Genomic DNA, 17,510 nt, shown 5'->3' with positions numbered 1-17,510 from the left:
TCTTGCAATACGGCATGAAAGCAGGATTTGCGCACGTAAATGCGCATTTGGTGGGGGCCCAATCTTCGACTATTTGTTAAAGTAAAAAGGGCCATGTTCTTCGCCCTTTAGCGCCATTTAGTGCAATCAACCCCATTTTTTGTGTGGAGATTCGATGGCGCGCGTGGCGGGGTAATTTGCGTGATGTTTGTGTGCGCTGATTTTTAGGAGGTGTGTTTTGGAAGCTGACTTTGCACATGCAATATCGTCATGGGATGGCAAATCGACCGTGTTGTTGCTCGATATCTATCAGGCGCAGGCCCAAAGCACCGATTTTGCAAACCAACTGGTTGATGCCTTGCAGGTGCCAGAAGCCCAACAGGCTGCGACATGGCTTTTAAAACACCATCTTGAGCAGGGTGGTGTGATTGATTTTTACGGCCTTAATCACGCACTTTCAGAAGCGGACTTATTTGGTGCTTTGATGGCCGATGCAAACAGCCATCTTCATCTGTTACAGATTATGCCAATGATAAAGGCAGATTTGGCATTTGCGACAAGGGCGCAGAAGCACGTCTGGCAGCAATTGATCGATAAAGGGCATCAAAGTCGCCACAAATTCGTTCGGGCATGGTCTTGGCAAGGGGAGTTTGAGCTACTTAGGGCAAGTGATGCGACCGCACAGCATATCGCCGAGTATACGTCGCGCGTTACGGCTGCGCTTGATGTTGAAAAGGGGGCCGTGGCGGCCCGTTTGCGCAACATCGCAAGGATGCTCGCCAAATTTTAGCGCGTGAAGCTTGGAAACAGTGCAAATCAGCGTGGAAAATAAAACGGGCGATCTTTCAATGAAAGACCGCCCGACTGATGGTCGGAGCGAGAGGATTCGAACCTCCGACCCCTGCCTCCCGAAGACAGTGCTCTACCAGGCTGAGCTACGCTCCGTCAGTGGGCGGAGGTTTAGCTCTTCTTTTGGTGCGGATCAAGCATAAACCGGCCATTTTGGACGAAAAAATGTCGGTTTGGAAATCATCCCGGGTGTTGCTGCCGGGCCGTGAGGAAAAACGGATTGAAACGCAAAAGGCCCCGAAACAGCGAACTGTTTCAGGGCCTTTGAATGATGGTCGGAGCGAGAGGATTCGAACCTCCGACCCCTGCCTCCCGAAGACAGTGCTCTACCAGGCTGAGCTACGCTCCGTCATTCTGCGAAGCCGGGTGATAATGGTTTATCGCAGGCGACGCAAGATATTTTTGTGTCAACTGCCGCGACCCCGGCATGCACAAAGAGAATATCAGTTGGTCAGGTTCTTAGTACGGGCGTGAAATGCAAAATTCGACGGCTTCGATCATGGCATCCTTGATCGGACCATCTTCAAAGCACGTCAGGGTCTCGATTGCCATCTGACCAAATTCACGGGCACGGTCCATCGACGCATCAAGTGCGTTGTATTTGCGGATCAATTCCTGCGCACGGTCCAGATCGCCGTCCTTGAAATCCTGATCTTCCATGCAGCGACGCCAGAAGGCTTTTTCGTCGGCATCACCCTTGGCATAGGAAATGATCACCGGAAGGGTAACCTTGCCGTCGCGGAAATCATCACCAACAGTTTTGCCAAGTGTTGCCTGATGGGCGGAGTAATCCAGAACGTCGTCAATCAACTGGAAGGCCGTGCCAAGATAGATGCCGTAAAGGCGCAGCGCTTCTTCGTCTTCGGGCGAACGATTGGCAATCACGGCACCGATTTGGGATGCGGCCCCAAACAGGGCAGCGGTTTTCGCCGTGATGACTTCAAGATAGGATTCTTCCGAGGTGCCCATGTCGTTGGCTGTTGAAAGCTGAAGCACTTCGCCTTCGGCAATTACCGCGGATGCCTGCGCAAGAATATCAAGAACACGCAGCGAACCGGTTTTCACCATCACGACAAAGGCGCGCGCAAACAGAAAATCACCCACCAGTACACTGGCTTCGTTGCCAAACAGCGCATTGGCCGATGCCTGGCCACGCCGCAGCAGGCTTTCATCCACGACATCATCATGAAGAAGCGTTGCGGTGTGGATGAATTCGACACAGGCTGCAAGATCAACGGCATCCGGGCCGTCGCCATATCCACAAAGCTGTGCGGATGCCAATGTCAGCATCGGGCGCATGCGTTTGCCGCCGGCCGCAACAAGGTGGGTGGCCAATTGCGGAATCAGGGCGACTTCGCTGTGCATGTTGTCGATGATCACCTGGTTGACGCGTTTCATATCTGCGTCGACAAGGTCGATCAGTGAATCAAGGCTTGGCTCAGTCTTGGTCTGCGGTGCGGTATTGGTCACGCTGTATTCCGACTTCTCAAATGGCATCTTCGCTGCCTGCATGGGCGAAGATTGCAAATAACAGCAGGCGGCCTCAACATAGATAGGCCAAGCAGTTGTGGTCAAGTGGACAAATGCGGTTCACACCTGCTGGAAACAGAAGGTAATTTGCCATTTTCTCAATGGAGTTTTGCAAATCACCCCCGCAAGCCCCTACATTATACTGATAATGTCACGGGACGGATTTCGCCGCGTATGAAATCAAATGCCGAACAACGCCACAGCCAAAGGGAATAACAGATGATCGAACTCTTTCGCAGCAACGATCCAATCGAACTAAGCTGGGCGCAATCGGTACTGGCCGATGAGGGGATATCAAGCCATATCTTTGACTTTCATGCCAGTATCATCGAAGGATCGATTGGTGCCTTGCCACGGCGTTTGATGGTGGATGGCGAAGAGGAAAGTCGGGCAAAATACATTCTTGATATTGCCAGACGCGAGCTTGATGCGCATAACGCAGCCCAAGAAGCATCGGATGCATTGGCATCTGATAATGGGGCCTGAAATTCGCCAAGCAGTCTTTGGCCCGAAACGGCAATCAGGAACGATGGATGGCAAGTGCAGTCGCAAGCATTGATGTGCCCGATTTTCCCGAAGAGCGGATCAGTCATGACTATCTGCTGGGCGGATCGGTGACACTGAAGCAGCCCGTTGATGGATATCGGGCGGCGGTTGATGCGGTATTGCTGGCAGCATCGGTTTCCATCCATTCGCGACGGGACGAGAAAATACTCGACGTCGGGGCAGCGGTGGGATCGGCGGGCCTGTGTGTTGCCCGTCGGCTTGAGGCGGCAAAGATCACCGGTGTCGAGTTGCAAGATGATCTTTATGCGCTGTTCTGTCGCAATGTGATGGAAAATGATTTCGCGGGCAGGGTGATGCCGGTCCATGGCGATATTAATGATCCTGACCTGCCCTTGGTTGCTGAAAGCTTTGATCAGGTTATTTCAAATCCGCCCTACTATGCCGGGGGAACGCGTCCAAGCAATGAAAGCCGGGCCAAGGCCCATCAGGAGGGCACAGCGGACCTTCGGGGCTGGATCAATTTTTGCCTAAAGATGGTGCGTCAGAAGGGCCGTGTTACATTGGTGCATCGTGCCGATCACCTTGACCGGATCATTGGCCTTTTACATGGACGCGCCGGTGATATGACCGTTTATCCGATTTGGAGCAAGGCTAACGCAGACGCCCCATTGCGCGTGATTGTCTCGGCCCGCAAAGGTGTCGCGTCGCCGCTTGCCATGCGCCGTGGCATCGTTTTGCATGACGCTGACGGGGCCTATTTGCTGCAAACAGATAATCTGTTGCGCCAACCCTTGGCATTACCCGGTTTCTAATTGGATGGAACTTGAATATAAGGACGTCTTGGCTGTGGCGCATGCCGCAGAAAAATTCGTGCTTTGGGACCTGAAATGCTGAGTTTCTCGAAAATCATCTTTACCGCGTTGGTCGTCGTTGTCGTCTGGCAGGGCTTCAAGCTGTTTAACCGAGGCAAACAGGTTTCCAGCAACGAACAACCAAAGCAAACCCGCCACCAAAAGAAAAGCCAGGCCAAGCCGGTGGCGCAGGAAATGGAAAAATGCCCGAGTTGCAGTGTTTACCACGCAGAAGGCAACGCGCACCGCTGCGACGGCTGATCGGCCCTGCGTCCCATTTTAGTATCATTACGCCGTGGCGCGGTGTGGTTAACCCCGGGCATAAGACTTTGGGGCAAGAGGCGCGATTTTGTCTTGGAATTTCCGCTGTTATTGATGATCTATGTTGTTGCGATGCGGCATAAGATCGAAGCGCTTGATACAAGGGTTGCAAATTCGGCGTGTCTCAGGGCTTTTGCCTCCTTGACCGCAAGGGGGCAGGGCGGTAGCTTGCCGCACTAAATTTACGTACAACAGTAATAGAGAGTTCGCGCCATGGCGCTCGACGGGTCGCAACGTCCCCCTTCATTCCAGGAAATCATTCTTCGACTGCAAAGCTATTGGGCCGAACAGGGGTGTGTCATCCTTCAGCCTTATGACTTGGAAGTCGGTGCCGGTACCTTCCACACCGCGACGACTTTGCGCGCGTTGGGGCCGGAAAGCTGGAATGCAGCTTATGTTCAGCCGTCCCGTCGCCCGACCGATGGTCGTTATGGCGAAAACCCGAACCGTCTGCAGCATTATTACCAGTTCCAGGTGATCATGAAGCCGTCGCCAAGCAATTCACAGGAATTGTATCTTGGCTCGCTTAAACATCTAGGCATTGACCCGATGGCCCATGACATCCGCTTTGTCGAGGATGACTGGGAAAGCCCGACACTGGGCGCATGGGGCCTTGGCTGGGAAGTCTGGCTTGATGGTATGGAAGTCACCCAGTTCACCTATTTCCAGCAGGTCGGTGGTTTTGAATGCAACCCGGTTCCGGTCGAACTCACCTATGGTCTTGAACGTTTGGCGATGTACATTCAGGGCGTCGAAAACGTCTATGACCTTGATTACAATGGTCAGGGTGTCAGCTATGGCGATGTGTTCCTGCAAAACGAAGTGGAACAATCGACCTATAACTTTGAAGTCGCCAACACCGATATGTTGTTCCAGCATTTCAAGGATGCCCAGGCTGAATGTGCTGTGAATATCGAACGTGGTCTTGCATTGCCGGCCTATGAGCAGGCGATGAAAGCCTCCCATCTGTTTAACCTCCTTGATGCGCGCGGTGTGATTTCCGTTACCGAACGTGCGGCCTATATAGGTCGTGTTCGTGACATGTCGAAATCCTGCTGCGAAGCATGGCTGCGCTCGCGCGGCCATTTGAAAGAGGAGGCATAAGTTATGGCCGAATTGCTGCTTGAACTGTTTTCCGAAGAAATCCCGGCCCGCATGCAGGCGCGTGCAGCCCAGGACCTATCGAAACTGGTGACAGATGGCCTGAAGGCCGCTGATCTTGCATTTGATAACGTCGAGGCACTGGTGACTCCGCGTCGCCTAACCGTGATCGTTGATGGTCTTCCGGAAAAGCAGCCTGATCTGCGTGAAGAACGCCGTGGTCCGCGTGCTGACGCACCGGAAAAGGCCATCAATGGCTTCCTTGCGAGCAATGGCGTGACGCTTGATCAGTGCGAAAAACGCGAAATGCCCAAAGGCACATTCCTGTTTGCTATTGTTGAGCAAAAAGGCCGCCCGGCTTCTGATGTCATCAAGGACATTATCGAAGAGGCAATGAATAAACTGCCTTGGCCGAAATCCATGCGGTGGGCAGATCAGAAAATCCGCTGGGTGCGTCAACTTGACCGCATCCTGTGCCTGTTTGATGGTAAGGTTATCCCGGTCACCTATGGGCCGGTCACCGCAAGTGATGCGACCAGTGGTCATCGCTTCTTGGCACCGGCAGAATTCAGCGTTGCCAATGCTGCTGACTACAAGGAAAAACTGCGTGCAGCCAAGGTCATGCTTGACCGTGAAGAACGCAAACAGGTCATTCTGGATGGGGCCAAAAAACTCGCCAACGCCGAAGGTTTCGAGCTTCTGGAAGACAACGGGCTTCTGGAAGAAGTCTGTGGTCTGGTCGAATGGCCGGTGCCGGTGATGGGCAAGGTCGATGACCAGTTCATGGATATCCCGCGTGAGGTTCTTGAAACTTCCATGCGTGAACATCAGAAATATTTCGTGGTCGAAGACAAGAACGGCAAACTGGCCGCGCGTTTCATCACGATTTCGAACATGGTGACCGCAGACAATAACGCCAAGATCATCGCCGGGAACGAGCGTGTTTTGCGTGCCCGTCTGCATGATGCCAAGTTCTTCTGGGATCAGGATCGGAAAGTGACGCTGCAATCGCGTCTGCCGAAACTTGATAACATCGTCTTCCACGCCAAACTCGGCTCCTTGGCCGAGCGTGTTTTGCGCCTGCGGGGCCTTGCGCGTGAAGTGTCAGCCGATATCACGGGCTGTGATGTCAAACTTGCTGATCGCGCAGCAGAAATCGGCAAGGCCGATCTGGTGTCGCAGATGGTGTTCGAATTCACCGAACTTCAGGGGCTGATGGGTAAATACTACGCCGAGAATGACGGCGAAGCCCCCGAAGTCGCCAATGCCATTGCCGAGCATTATGCACCAGCCGGCCCGTCGGACATGTGTCCGACCGCACCGGTTTCGGTTGCTTTGGCCTTGGCTGAAAAACTCGATACCCTCGCCGGATTCTTTACCATCGATGAAAAGCCGACTGGTTCAAAAGACCCGTTTGCGCTGCGTCGTGCGGCATTGGGTGTTATTCGTCTGGTTCTGGAAAACGGTTTGCGTTTGCCACTGCGACGCGTCTTTACCTATGCAGTTTCCCAGTACCCGGCAGATATTCGTAGAGACGAAGCAGTTGAAGACCTTTTGGCCTTCTTTGCTGACCGCCTAAAAGTCCATCTGCGTGAGAAGGGCGTGCGCCATGATCTGGTGTCGGCCGTATTTGCGCTAGATGGCGAGGACGATCTTGTCCGCCTGTTGGCCCGTGTTGAAGCGCTTTCCGATTTTGTCTCTGGCGAAAGCGGCGTCAACCTGATGGCCGGATACAAGCGTGCGTCAAATATCCTGCGCATCGAAGAGAAAAAGGACGGCACGTCCTTTGACGCGGACGTTTCCGCGGATCTTCTGAGCCAGGAAGAAGAACGCAAGCTTTATGAGGCGCTCATCGATGTCCGGCACAAGGCCTTGCCACTTCTGCGTGACGAGGATTATGCCGCGGCAATGACCGAATTTGCGCGGTTGCGTGAACCGGTCGATGCATTCTTCGAAAAAGTCACGGTCAATAGCGATAATGCTGACGAACGTGCCAACCGCTTGAAGTTGTTGGCGCAAATTCGAACTGCGTTGCATGATATTGCCGACTTCTCGAAGATCGAGTCGTAAATAGGTCAGGGTTTCGGGGCTTTTCCCCATCCTGGGGAGCGGCCCAAACGGCCGTGACCAGATGAGGAAAAGGCAAGATGACCAAATGGGTTTACGGTTTCGGTGGCGGTAGCGCCGAGGGCCGTTCGGATATGCGTGAACTTCTGGGCGGGAAGGGGGCCAACCTTGCCGAGATGAGCAATCTCGGACTTCCGGTCCCGCCTGGCTTTACCATTACAACCGAAGTCTGCACGGCATTTTACGACAATGACCGTGCTTACCCAGATGGTTTGAACTCTGAAGTCGAAAGCGCGCTGGCAGCCGTTGAAAAATTGGTTGGTCGCGCATTCGGCGATGCCAAAGATCCCCTTCTTGTATCAGTGCGTTCCGGTGCCCGGGCTTCCATGCCTGGCATGATGGATACGGTTTTGAACCTTGGCCTGAATGACGAAACGGTCGAAGCGTTAGCATCCGTATCGGGCGACCGCCGCTTTGCCTATGACAGTTACCGCCGTTTCATTCAGATGTATGGCGATGTGGTCCTTGGTGTTGATCACTATCACTTTGAAGACATTCTTGAGACCATCAAGGAAGACAAGGGCGTTACCCTTGATACCGAGATGGCGGCAGATGACTGGGCCGAAGTCGTCGAGGCCTTTAAAAAGAAAGTCAAAACCGAACTGGGTGAACCCTTCCCGCAGGATCCGCGTGAGCAGCTTTGGGGGGCGATCGGGGCAGTATTTGGCAGCTGGATGAATGCGCGTGCCAATACCTATCGTCGTTTGCATAACATTCCGGCAAGCTGGGGCACGGCGGTTAACGTCCAAGCCATGGTCTTTGGCAATATGGGAGATGACTGTGCGACGGGTGTTTGCTTCTCGCGCAATCCATCTACCGGTGAGGACCGTTTCTACGGCGAATATCTGATCAATGCGCAGGGCGAAGACGTTGTTGCGGGCATTCGTACGCCCGCACCGCTGACTGAAATCGAAAAACAGGAATCCGGTTCGGACCTTGTTTCGATGGAAGCTGCCATGCCTGGTGTTTTCAAGGAACTTTGCGATATCCGCGCAAAGCTTGAATCCCATTATCGTGACATGCAAGACATGGAATTCACCGTTGAATCGGGCAAGCTTTACATGCTTCAGACCCGTGCGGGAAAACGCACGGCAAAGGCAGCTTTGCGGATCGCGGTTGAAATGTGCCGTGATGGTGTGATTTCCAAGGAAGATGCCATTAGGCGCGTTGACCCGGCACAACTCGATCAATTGCTCCATCCCACCCTTGATCCCGACGCGGCGCGCAAGGTCGTTGGTATGGGCCTTCCGGCGTCCCCCGGTGCGGCATCCGGGCAGATTGTCTTTTCCGCCGAGGTCGCCGAAGAATGGGCAGGCAAGGGCCGCAAGGTTGTTCTAGTACGCATCGAAACAAGCCCCGAAGACATAGCGGGCATGCATGCCGCCCAGGGTATTCTGACATCGCGCGGGGGCATGACCAGCCATGCGGCCGTAGTTGCCCGTGGCATGGGAACACCTTGCGTGTGCGGTGCCGGTGCCATCAAGATCGATTATGCGAATAAGACCATGATGTCTGGTGGTGTGACCCTGAATGAGGGCGATGTCATCACTCTTGATGGGGCAACCGGCGAAGTGATGCTTGGCGAAGTTGCGACCCTGAAACCTGATCTTTCCGGTGATTTCTCGCAGCTCATGGAATGGGCGGATGTGCTCCGTCGACTTAAAATCCGCACGAATGCCGAAACCCCGGAAGAAGCTGAAACTGCACGCGGTTTCGGGGCAGAGGGCATTGGCCTTTGCCGAACAGAGCATATGTTCTTTGATCCGGAACGCATCATTTCCATGCGCGAGATGATCCTGGCAGAGACTGAGAAGGGCCGTCGTACAGCGCTTGCCAAACTGCTGCCTTATCAGCGTCAGGACTTTATCGACCTGTTCCGGATCATGAAAGGGCTTCCGGTTACCATCCGGTTGCTTGATCCGCCGCTTCATGAATTCTTGCCGCACGGTGATGCTGAAGTCGCCGAAGTAGCAAACGCCGCCGGCGTTTCGGAAGCCATCGTCAAGCGCCGCTTGCTTGATCTTGCTGAAGCCAACCCGATGCTGGGCCATCGTGGTTGTCGTTTGGGGATAAGCTATCCGGAAATTTACGAGATGCAGGCACGTGCCATCTTTGAAGCTGCGATAGAGGTATCAAAAGACGGTGGAGATCCGGTCATTCCGGAAATCATGATCCCGCTGATTGTTGGCAAGAAGGAGCTTGAAATCCTGAAGGCCGCGATTATCAAGGTGGCAGCAGAGGTCGAAGATGAAAAAGGTGCCAAGCTGAAGTATCTGGTTGGTACGATGATCGAATTGCCACGCGCCGCGCTACGGGCCGGTGAAATCGCTGAAGAAGCCGAATTCTTCAGCTTTGGCACCAACGATCTGACCCAGACCACTTTTGGTCTGTCGCGCGACGATGCGTCGCGTTTCCTTGATACCTATATCGCCAAGGACATTTTTGCAGGTGATCCGTTTGTATCACTTGATCAGGAAGGTGTGGGCGAACTGGTGGCCATTGCTGCAGAACGAGGCAGGGCAACGCGTGACGATATCAAACTGGGTATCTGTGGTGAACATGGCGGTGATCCGGCGTCAATTGCCTTCTGCGAGGCGCAAGGGTTGGATTACGTTTCCTGTTCGCCATACCGGGTGCCGATTGCCCGTCTTGCCGCTGCACAGGCAGCACTTGGTAAATAGTCGTCGCATGTAATATCGACGTTTGAGCATAAACAATTAACGGCAACGGGCATCCCGTTGCCGTTATTTTTTGCTCGATGATGACGGCGCATTGCGCTGCGCAATGTGTTTCATCACCAGCATGCCACCCACCGACAGGCCCAGAAGCAACAAAATAATGCCGCCGATCTTGAATATTTTCTCATAGAGAAGGCGGTTATGAAATTCCGCCTCGCGCAGTTCTGTCAAATGGCTGATTACGGCACCAAGTCGGTCTCGATACCGGTCTTCAGCGGCAAGCGTGCTTTCATAACGAACCGCCCGAAGCAACATATTGAGCCGTTCGACCGCATCAAGGTAGTTTTCCTCTGTCATGCGGGCCTGCGCGATGGTTGGCTCAAGGGCCATGTTTTCATCCGGTCCCAGAAAATGCCCCGGATAGTTCTTAAGGTCGGGCCACTGGTGATCCAGGCAATCACGCACGCTGGTAACGATTGATCCGCATGGGACAATTTTTTGCGAATAGAACCGAAGCAACGTACCAAGTGCCATCTGTTTGACCTGATGGCCTTTGCGGTTGTAAGCCTGCGTGATGGTCGCAAGTTCCTTTTCGGCCTCGGCAATCGTCATATCAGATACAGGGACGTCGCTTAGATCCGGGGCACGTTGTTGCGCCGCAGCGACGGAGGGCGCGACAGTCATTGCGCCCAAACCAAGTATTGCGATCATCAGACAAACGGCGGCGTTGCGGGTCTTCATTGTTGTTCCCTGTTTTGCGGTCTTTTAGGGTCCTGACCCTAAACATAGGCACTATTTGGTCAATGAAACAGGTTGGAATGCAAAACGGGCCCCGTCAGACGGGACCCGTGATCGACGTTCTGGTTTGTTTCGCGCGGCAGGTCAGGCTGCGTTTTCCGGCAGTTGGACCCAGTGTGGCACCGTTACGGTGATTTTCGCACCTTCTGCCCGCAAGTCTGCGTCATCACCAATCCGTTCCAGTCGGATCAAGGCAATGCCACCGTTGCCATGCACGGACCGAATTATCCCGGCTTCCTTGTCTCCATTCATGATCGCGGTACCGACAGCCGGTGCTGGACCATCAATCTGGATCGGTAGCAGGCGTTTCCTTACAAGGCCGCGGTATTTTGTACGGGCGGTAAGTTCCTGGCCCATATAGCAACCCTTTTTGAAGTCAACACCACCAAGTTCCTCAAAGCCGCTTTCAAGCAGGATGGATTTTTCGACTTCAAGTTCCTCGCTGCCATTGGGAACGCCAAGTGACACACGCAATTGGTGATAAGTTTCCTCGTCGCTTTCCTGCGCGCCGATGGCGGCCATTTCGGCAAGCGCATTTTTCGGAAGCAATACACGTGCGCCCATTTCAGCAAGCCGTGGATCAACGGCCTTGATTCCATTTGCCATTTGTGCGGTTGCGCCGGGTGTTGCATCCAGTGACAGGGAGGCAAGCGCATCTGAACCAAAGACAGCGACAACATCGTAACTGTCAGAAACGTCGGTCAGTTCTGCCTTGGCACGTAGCTTATACATGCGCAGTTTTTTGAACAATTCGGCCGCACGTGCACCGTCCTCGCCGCGCTCGCATTCGATCAGCAGGCTTTCTTCATCTTGTTGATAAACAAAGAAATCAAACAGGAATTTGCCTTGCGGCGTCAGAAGAGCGCCGTAGCCTGATGTGTTTGCGGTGATGGTTTCGATGTTGTTTGACACCAGTCCTTGCAGAAAGCTAACCCGGTCAGGGCCGCTCACGCGGATTACGGCACGGTCCGCCAAAAGGGTGTAATAAGTCTCGCTCATATTTTACGGGCTCCGGTCAATCGGATGTGTTTGAGCGGAATGTGGGGCAATCGTCGCATTTTCGCAAGACCTGTCTGCGGGTATAAGGGCTGGGTAAGTTACAAGAAAACCCTTCATAAAACGCTGACGAACGGATAGAACCAAACGTATGAAAATCTTGATGCTTGATCAGTCTATCGGCTTTGATCCGAAGGATCGTGAAGCCCGTCCGTTGGGAACATGTCAACGTGCGTTTATCGCGCTGGCAGAGGCCCTTGTTGCCCGTGGTCACAGGGTCGAAGCGCGCCGAAACGGCGGCATCGACAAGGATATGCATGGTGTTGCCTGGCGACAGCTTGATGCCGAGTTGCCGCCGTTTGGTGGCGATGCGGTCAATACCGTGATTGTCTGGCGCGACCCGGCACTTCTTAGCCACCCGTCTGTTCCAGCAGAGGGCGCAACGATTGCTCTTTGGTTTGATGGCGATCCGGCGCGGCTTAACGCTGATGATGTGCGTTTGGTGCTGCAGGAAAAGAAAGTTCAGGTCATCTTTACCGATGATGGTCAGGCCAACGGGTTTGACGCCGAACTTGCGAAAAAGCCGATTGTGGTTAAGCCCGGTGCGACCTCGTCCTTTACCATGGCATCAAACATGCACTGGGCGTTTGAATCGCGCGACGAGCTTGCCGTGACGGTTGCTAACACGTCGACAGGAATTGCCCAGATCATCCGTATTTGGGAGGCCTATGTCGCGCCGAAGGCCCCCAACGCGATCCTGGAAATTTATGCCTATGACCTGTTCAGTGCGATGGCAGGTGAAAATGACGCGGTTTCCGATGATATTGTCGATATGGTCCGCTCCGCAATTGACAAGGGTGTCAGGGTTCATCATCCCAAACCCGAAGCAGACATGGCCGAAACTGTGGCGAACGCGCGTGCGTTCCTCCATCATGGGAAATATGGCACAGATTATGTTGGACAATGGTTGGTTGATGCGCTTGGTGCTGCAACCCCGGTTGTGTCATACGGCGGGATTGCCAAGAACCGCGTTGAAGACGGCAAAACCGGCTATATCGTTCCCGACGAGGCGGCATTTGGTAATATCACCTGCCAGCTTCTGACAGATCGGGCGTTCTTTGCCAGTCAGTCCGAAGCGGCGCGCAATGACCGCCGGGAATGGATACACGTCGCCGGCGAGTTGGAGAAACTTTAAACCGTGCGCCTGCTGTTCATTACTTCAAACCGTTTGGGCGATGCTGTTCTTTCAACAGCGGTCTTGCGCCACTATGTCGAAACCTATCCCGGCATCCGCGTGACTGTGGCCTGCGGCCCTGTTGCCGCCCCTATCTTTGAAGGTGTTCCCAACCTTGAACGCATTATCAAGATGCCAAAGCAAAAACACGGCGGACACTGGTGGAAGCTTTGGAAATCGGTTGTTCTAAACTGGTGGGACATAATTGTCGACCTGCGCGGAAGTGCAACGGCCTATGTGCTGCCGGGGCAGAAGCGGGTGGTTCAGAAAGGCAACGACGATAGCTTGCACCGGCTTGAGCAACTTGGCAAATTGATCGGCGTTATGCCGCCGCCTTACCCAAAAATATGGCTCGGTCAAAAGGACCGCGAGCGTGCCAATGCAATACTTCCGGGGTCAGAACAGCCTTTGCTGGTTGTTGGTCCGACGTCAAACTGGGTTGGCAAAACCTGGCACCCTGAACGGTTTATCGAAGCGATTGCTGAGTTGACAGCAACAGGGGGCGTTATGGATGGAGCGCACGTATTGTTGGTTGGCGCACCAAATGAACGTGACATGGCCGCACCGGTAATCCAGTCCATTCCCGAAGAACGACGTTCCGAGATTTTTGGAACCGAGAGTCTTCTAACCGTAATGGCATGTCTTGAAAAAGCCGATTTGTACCTTGGCAATGATTCCGGGCTTATGCACATGGCAGCAGCGTCTGGATGCCCGACGCTTGGACTTTTTGGACCATCACGCGATGAGCATTACAGACCTTACTCCCCATGGGGGCGGGCTGTGCGCACAGATTGGTCCTTTGACAAGATTATGGAAAATCGCGAAAGCCGTTTTTCCAAAGAGAATTTGATGGAAACACTATCGGTTGCCAAGGTTGTCGAAGCGGCATCCAATTTGGTTACGGATTATCGTATGCAGGACAAATATGATGACTGATGCCAAGCCATGCATATCGGTCGTGCTTTGTGCCCACAACGAAGAAAATCGCTTGGCAACTTGCCTGGAGAAGGTTTCCTTCGCTGATGAGATTGTCGTTGTGTGTGATAAATGCACGGATCGAACAGAAGAGATCGCAAAAGAGTTCGGCGCGAAGACAGTTGCGGGCAGTTGGGATATCGAGGGGCATCGTCGAAACAAGGCCATTGAAGAAGCGACCGGCGAATGGATTTTCGAACTGGACGCCGACGAACAGGTTAATGAAGATTTGGCGCATTCTATCCGTGCTGCCATCGATGGCGATACCTATGATCGATTTCTGATTCCGGTCGACAATTACGTGGGTAAGCGACTGGTAAGGTATGGTTGGGGAGCATCGTTTGGAACATCGGCGGTCTGGAGACTGTTTCGCAAAGGGCACAAGGTCTGGGGTGATCAACGTGTTCACCCGGCCATTAAAATGACCGGGCGACAAGGGCCAAAACTTGACGGGGCTTTAATCCATTTTGTCGACAGAAACATCTCGGACATGATCCGACGCTTTGACAGTTATACAACAGCACGTGCAGCCGACTTGCGCGAAAGCGGTAATATTGGAAGTTTTGCCAATAATTTTCGACGCATCATTTCGCGCTTCTGGCGCTGCTTTGTCTCACGCAAGGGCTACAAGGAAGGCGGTATGGGCTTCCTGATCGCTCTGCTTGCGGCATTGTTCCCGATGGTTTCCTATTTGAAAGCCCGTTACGACGATGAATAAGCTTTTCCGGTGCGGGTGTCAGGATGGTTCATGAGCGTCAATAAACAGCTCAGGATAGCGCAAGTCGTTGCCAGTACCGGAAACGGGGGGTTGGAGCGGCACGCCTATGATCTTTCCTCTGGGCTGGTAAATAACGGGCACGACGTTACCTTTTTGACAACTGGAACTCTTGTGCCGCGCGTTCCTGTCAATGTTGAAGCCGTCGAACTAGGCTTGGATGGCAATCGTAATAGTCCTGTCGTGCTTTTTCAGCTTTTGCAGGCGTTGCGGGGTGGTAAGTTTGACATTGTGCACGCACAAGGAAGCAAAGCGGCGCAAATGGTTGCCAAAATCCGGTGGGCCTTGCCATCGAATGTGAAAACCGTCGGTACCTTGCACAATCAGAAAAGAAATGTTCAGGCGTTTCGCAAACTGGATCACGCCATTGGTGTGAGTAAAGCTTTGTCCAAAGATGTTGATCGGGAAAATTGTTCGACCATATACCATGGCTTGCACGAGGTATTTTGGTCTGGCGATGCCACAACGATCAAGCGCAAGGGGCGTCCGGTCATTTTGGCAGTTGGCCGATTGGTTGAGGCCAAAGGTTTCGATATTTTGCTGACGGCGTGGAGGGCGGTTGATGCTGACCTTCTTATCGTCGGTGATGGCCCAGAAAAGGATCGTCTGGAACACCAGATCAAAGAACTTGGTTTGGAAGGAAAGGTCAATCTGCTTGGTCGGTCCGAAAATGTGGCAGGCTATATGAAAGCCGTCGATGGTGTTGTTGTTTCTTCACGTCGAGAAGGGTTTTCCTATGTTGTTGCCGAAGCGCTTCTCTGCCGATGCCCGGTTGTTTCGACTGATGTTCCTGTGGCAAACGAGGTGCTTGATCAGGATTTGATCCTTAGCATTGATCCCGACGCCATGTCAGAAAAACTAAGGCTGTTGGCCTGCGACATTGAAGGTTGGCGCAAGCAGTGCGAAAGCGCATTCGACTTTGCTTCACAGGAATTCGTGTACGATAAAATGCTGGAAAAGACTGAAAATCTTTATTCCAAGCTTTCGGGAAACCGCCACTAATCGAAATTACGAGGGCTCATGTCGGGTATTGCTGGCATTATTGCACGTGACGGAACCGGCGTTGACGTGGCGTTGTTAGATCGTTTACGCGACGCGTTGGGGCATCGAGGACCGGATGGAGATGGGCGTTATATAAAAGGACCTGTCGGCTTTGTTCAAACGCGGCTTGCCATCATAGATCTTGATACCGGGGATCAACCACTTTTCCACGAGAATGGAAGTGCCTTGGTCGCCAATGGCGAAATCTACAACTACCTCGAACTTCGGGAGAACCTGTGCAAGGCGGGATTTACGACCGGTTCTGATAGTGAGACTGCTTTACGCATTTTTGCAAGAGACGGCGTGGACGGTTTTGATCACTTGCGTGGCATGTATGCGTTCGCCATCCACGATGTTGTCGACAATCAGGTTGTCTTATGCCGTGATCCATTTGGTATCAAACAGGTTTATTACGTCGAAACACCGGAATACTTCGCTTTTGCGTCCGAGGCACAGGCGCTTGTTGCGGCCGGGTTGGTCGGTCGCAATGTGCGGGAAGATGCACGGGCGGAATTGTTACAGGTACAGTTTACCACCGGTACTGACATGATCCTTGACGGGATTAAACGTTTACTGCCCGGCGAGACCATTGTTCTGAGGAACGGTCGAATTGTTGAACGTCGCCGCCGACAAGTTCTGTCCGAACGCGGAGCGACAGGTAACCGGCTTGAAAATGCTTTGAATGAGTGGGACCGCATTTTTGAGGAATCGGTGCGTCTTCATCAACGATCTGATGTGGATTACGCAATGTTCCTGTCAGGTGGGGTCGACAGCGCATCACTGCTTGGGATGATGCAACGCCTGAATGAGCGGCCGGTAACGGCCTATACTGCGGCGTTTGAAGCTTCTTCGGTTCATGATGAACGTGCTCTTGCCCGCGAGGTCGCCAAGGCATGTGATGCAAACCACATCGAAGTCATGTTCTCTGAACAGGATTTCTGGACGCTGCTGCCTGAAGTCGCAGCACGGATGGATGACCCGGCAGCAGACTATGCTATCCTTCCGACCTACAAGCTTGCACAGGAAGCTGCCCGTGACTTCAAGGTCGTGCTTTCTGGTGAAGGGGGCGATGAATTGTTCGGTGGATATGGACGATATCGCTCAGTCATGCGTCCGTTGCTGCTGGGGGGGCGCGTGATGCGCTCGAAAGGGACATTTGACAAGATTGACGTGTTGCGGCCAGGCGTTCTTGAAGGATGGCGTGATGGCATTGCGGCGTCCGAAAGCCGTGAAAACCGTGGAAAACGCTCTCGCCTTTCTGTAGCACAGGCTGTGGATTGTTCTGATTGGTTGCCAAATGATCTGCTGCTAAAACTTGATCGCATGTTGATGGCGCATGGTCTTGAAGGGCGTACACCTTTCCTTGATCCGATGGTCGCAGAATTTGCCTTTCAGTTGCCGGATCGTCTTAAGGTCCGCAAAGGAGTAGGAAAGTTCCTGTTGCGCAGTTGGCTGGAGCGGTGTTTGCCAATGGCGCAGCCCTTTGCCAGAAAGCGTGGATTTACTGTACCGGTTGCGGAGTGGATTGCAGCGCAGGGCAAGCGACTTGGGCCTCTGGTTGCGCAGCAGGCAGGTGTGCTTGAGATCGCAGACCCGGTTCGAGTGGAAAGACTGTTTAATACGCCAGGTAAACGCGAAGGGGCGGCGTGCTGGCATCTTCTTTTCTTTGCTCTTTGGCATCAGGTCAATGTTCTTGGTCATGCGCCGGGAAAAGATGTTTTCGAAGCATTGGCACCCTGACGCCAAGT

15 protein-coding genes and 2 tRNA genes are annotated in these 17,510 nt (G+C 53.3%); 12 read left to right on the top strand and 5 right to left on the bottom strand.

What is annotated here, in order from left to right; genetic code table 11:
- The first annotated feature begins 217 nt into the window (after nt 1–217).
- A complete protein-coding gene (locus JF44_RS0108240) occupies nt 218–769 on the top strand; it encodes a hypothetical protein (RefSeq protein ID WP_033068486.1) in 552 nt (183 codons plus the stop codon).
- Between the two features lie 78 nt (nt 770–847).
- Here JF44_RS0108240 and JF44_RS0108235 read toward each other — a convergent pair.
- The 3 genes from JF44_RS0108235 to JF44_RS0108225 form a co-directional block, all read right to left on the bottom strand.
- Nucleotides 848–924: transfer RNA gene (locus JF44_RS0108235), tRNA-Pro, on the bottom strand.
- Nucleotides 925–1,100: 176 nt separating this feature from the next.
- A tRNA-Pro gene (locus tag JF44_RS0108230) sits at nt 1,101–1,177 on the bottom strand.
- Between the two features lie 110 nt (nt 1,178–1,287).
- The gene (locus JF44_RS0108225; RefSeq protein WP_033068605.1) at nt 1,288–2,325 is read right to left on the bottom strand and encodes a polyprenyl synthetase family protein; all 1,038 of its coding nucleotides are present in this window, start codon (nt 2,323–2,325) and stop codon (nt 1,288–1,290) included.
- 252 nt (nt 2,326–2,577) lie between these two features.
- Here JF44_RS0108225 and JF44_RS0108220 point away from each other — a divergent pair, with 252 nt between their 5' ends.
- The 6 genes from JF44_RS0108220 (at nt 2,578) to ppdK (ending at nt 9,946) form a co-directional block, all read left to right on the top strand.
- Nucleotides 2,578–2,844: a putative signal transducing protein gene (locus JF44_RS0108220; RefSeq protein WP_033068485.1), complete on the top strand. Its 267-nt coding sequence runs from the start codon at nt 2,578–2,580 to the stop codon at nt 2,842–2,844.
- Nucleotides 2,845–2,891: 47 nt separating this feature from the next.
- A complete protein-coding gene (locus JF44_RS0108215) occupies nt 2,892–3,677 on the top strand; it encodes a tRNA1(Val) (adenine(37)-N6)-methyltransferase (protein ID WP_052065598.1) in 786 nt (261 codons plus the stop codon).
- 75 nt (nt 3,678–3,752) lie between these two features.
- Nucleotides 3,753–3,977, top strand: a complete 225-nt coding sequence (locus tag JF44_RS0108210; protein ID WP_033068484.1) for a hypothetical protein — start codon at nt 3,753–3,755, stop codon at nt 3,975–3,977.
- 273 nt (nt 3,978–4,250) lie between these two features.
- Nucleotides 4,251–5,141, top strand: coding sequence for a glycine--tRNA ligase subunit alpha (locus JF44_RS0108205; RefSeq protein ID WP_033068483.1), 891 nt, complete (start codon nt 4,251–4,253; stop codon nt 5,139–5,141).
- Between the two features lie 3 nt (nt 5,142–5,144).
- Nucleotides 5,145–7,208 (top strand): glycine--tRNA ligase subunit beta, encoded by a 2,064-nt coding sequence (gene glyS, locus JF44_RS0108200; protein WP_033068482.1) that lies wholly within the window; start codon nt 5,145–5,147, stop codon nt 7,206–7,208.
- 77 nt (nt 7,209–7,285) lie between these two features.
- On the top strand, nt 7,286–9,946 hold the full coding sequence (ppdK, locus tag JF44_RS0108195) for a pyruvate, phosphate dikinase (RefSeq protein ID WP_033068481.1): 2,661 nt from the start codon (nt 7,286–7,288) through the stop codon (nt 9,944–9,946).
- A gap of 63 nt (nt 9,947–10,009) precedes the next feature.
- Here ppdK and JF44_RS0108190 read toward each other — a convergent pair whose 3' ends face one another.
- Both JF44_RS0108190 and ygfZ read right to left on the bottom strand, forming a co-directional pair.
- Nucleotides 10,010–10,684 (bottom strand): hypothetical protein, encoded by a 675-nt coding sequence (locus JF44_RS0108190; RefSeq protein WP_033068480.1) that lies wholly within the window; start codon nt 10,682–10,684, stop codon nt 10,010–10,012.
- Nucleotides 10,685–10,825: 141 nt separating this feature from the next.
- Complete coding sequence (ygfZ, locus tag JF44_RS0108185) at nt 10,826–11,740, bottom strand: CAF17-like 4Fe-4S cluster assembly/insertion protein YgfZ (RefSeq protein WP_033068479.1); 915 nt, start codon at nt 11,738–11,740, stop codon at nt 10,826–10,828.
- Between the two features lie 148 nt (nt 11,741–11,888).
- Here ygfZ and JF44_RS0108180 point away from each other — a divergent pair, with 148 nt between their 5' ends.
- From JF44_RS0108180 to asnB, 5 genes are read left to right on the top strand one after another with little or no spacing between them, the layout of a single operon-like run.
- Nucleotides 11,889–12,932 carry a glycosyltransferase gene (locus tag JF44_RS0108180; protein WP_033068478.1) on the top strand — a complete coding sequence of 348 codons (1,044 nt, stop codon included), beginning with the start codon at nt 11,889–11,891 and terminating at the stop codon, nt 12,930–12,932.
- A 3-nt stretch (nt 12,933–12,935) separates the two neighbouring features.
- Nucleotides 12,936–13,907 carry a glycosyltransferase family 9 protein gene (locus JF44_RS0108175; protein WP_033068477.1) on the top strand — a complete coding sequence of 324 codons (972 nt, stop codon included), beginning with the start codon at nt 12,936–12,938 and terminating at the stop codon, nt 13,905–13,907.
- A complete protein-coding gene (locus JF44_RS0108170) occupies nt 13,900–14,664 on the top strand; it encodes a glycosyltransferase family 2 protein (RefSeq protein ID WP_033068603.1) in 765 nt (254 codons plus the stop codon). Before JF44_RS0108175 ends, JF44_RS0108170 begins: the two co-directional genes overlap by 8 nt.
- Before the next feature lie 30 nt (nt 14,665–14,694).
- Nucleotides 14,695–15,723, top strand: a complete 1,029-nt coding sequence (locus JF44_RS0108165) for a glycosyltransferase (RefSeq protein ID WP_081944370.1) — start codon at nt 14,695–14,697, stop codon at nt 15,721–15,723.
- Between the two features lie 18 nt (nt 15,724–15,741).
- Nucleotides 15,742–17,502: an asparagine synthase (glutamine-hydrolyzing) gene (asnB, locus tag JF44_RS0108160; protein ID WP_033068476.1), complete on the top strand. Its 1,761-nt coding sequence runs from the start codon at nt 15,742–15,744 to the stop codon at nt 17,500–17,502.
- Nucleotides 17,503–17,510 lie beyond the last annotated feature (8 nt).

The organism is Thalassospira australica (genome assembly GCF_000763295.1).
Lineage (GTDB): Bacteria > Pseudomonadota > Alphaproteobacteria > Rhodospirillales > Thalassospiraceae > Thalassospira > Thalassospira australica.
Note: the sequence above shows the minus strand (reverse complement) of the source record. Positions and strands in the feature narration are given on the sequence as shown.

Coding starts and splice junctions, on each gene's coding strand:
- JF44_RS0108225 (WP_033068605.1), bottom strand. CDS start 2,325: ATGCCATTTGAGAAGTCGGAATACAGCGTGACCAATACCGCACCGCAG.
- JF44_RS0108220 (WP_033068485.1), top strand. CDS start 2,578: ATGATCGAACTCTTTCGCAGCAACGATCCAATCGAACTAAGCTGGGCG.
- JF44_RS0108215 (WP_052065598.1), top strand. CDS start 2,892: ATGGCAAGTGCAGTCGCAAGCATTGATGTGCCCGATTTTCCCGAAGAG.
- JF44_RS0108210 (WP_033068484.1), top strand. CDS start 3,753: ATGCTGAGTTTCTCGAAAATCATCTTTACCGCGTTGGTCGTCGTTGTC.
- JF44_RS0108205 (WP_033068483.1), top strand. CDS start 4,251: ATGGCGCTCGACGGGTCGCAACGTCCCCCTTCATTCCAGGAAATCATT.
- glyS (WP_033068482.1), top strand. CDS start 5,145: ATGGCCGAATTGCTGCTTGAACTGTTTTCCGAAGAAATCCCGGCCCGC.
- ppdK (WP_033068481.1), top strand. CDS start 7,286: ATGACCAAATGGGTTTACGGTTTCGGTGGCGGTAGCGCCGAGGGCCGT.
- JF44_RS0108190 (WP_033068480.1), bottom strand. CDS start 10,684: ATGAAGACCCGCAACGCCGCCGTTTGTCTGATGATCGCAATACTTGGT.
- ygfZ (WP_033068479.1), bottom strand. CDS start 11,740: ATGAGCGAGACTTATTACACCCTTTTGGCGGACCGTGCCGTAATCCGC.
- JF44_RS0108180 (WP_033068478.1), top strand. CDS start 11,889: ATGAAAATCTTGATGCTTGATCAGTCTATCGGCTTTGATCCGAAGGAT.
- JF44_RS0108170 (WP_033068603.1), top strand. CDS start 13,900: ATGACTGATGCCAAGCCATGCATATCGGTCGTGCTTTGTGCCCACAAC.
- JF44_RS0108165 (WP_081944370.1), top strand. CDS start 14,695: ATGAGCGTCAATAAACAGCTCAGGATAGCGCAAGTCGTTGCCAGTACC.
- asnB (WP_033068476.1), top strand. CDS start 15,742: ATGTCGGGTATTGCTGGCATTATTGCACGTGACGGAACCGGCGTTGAC.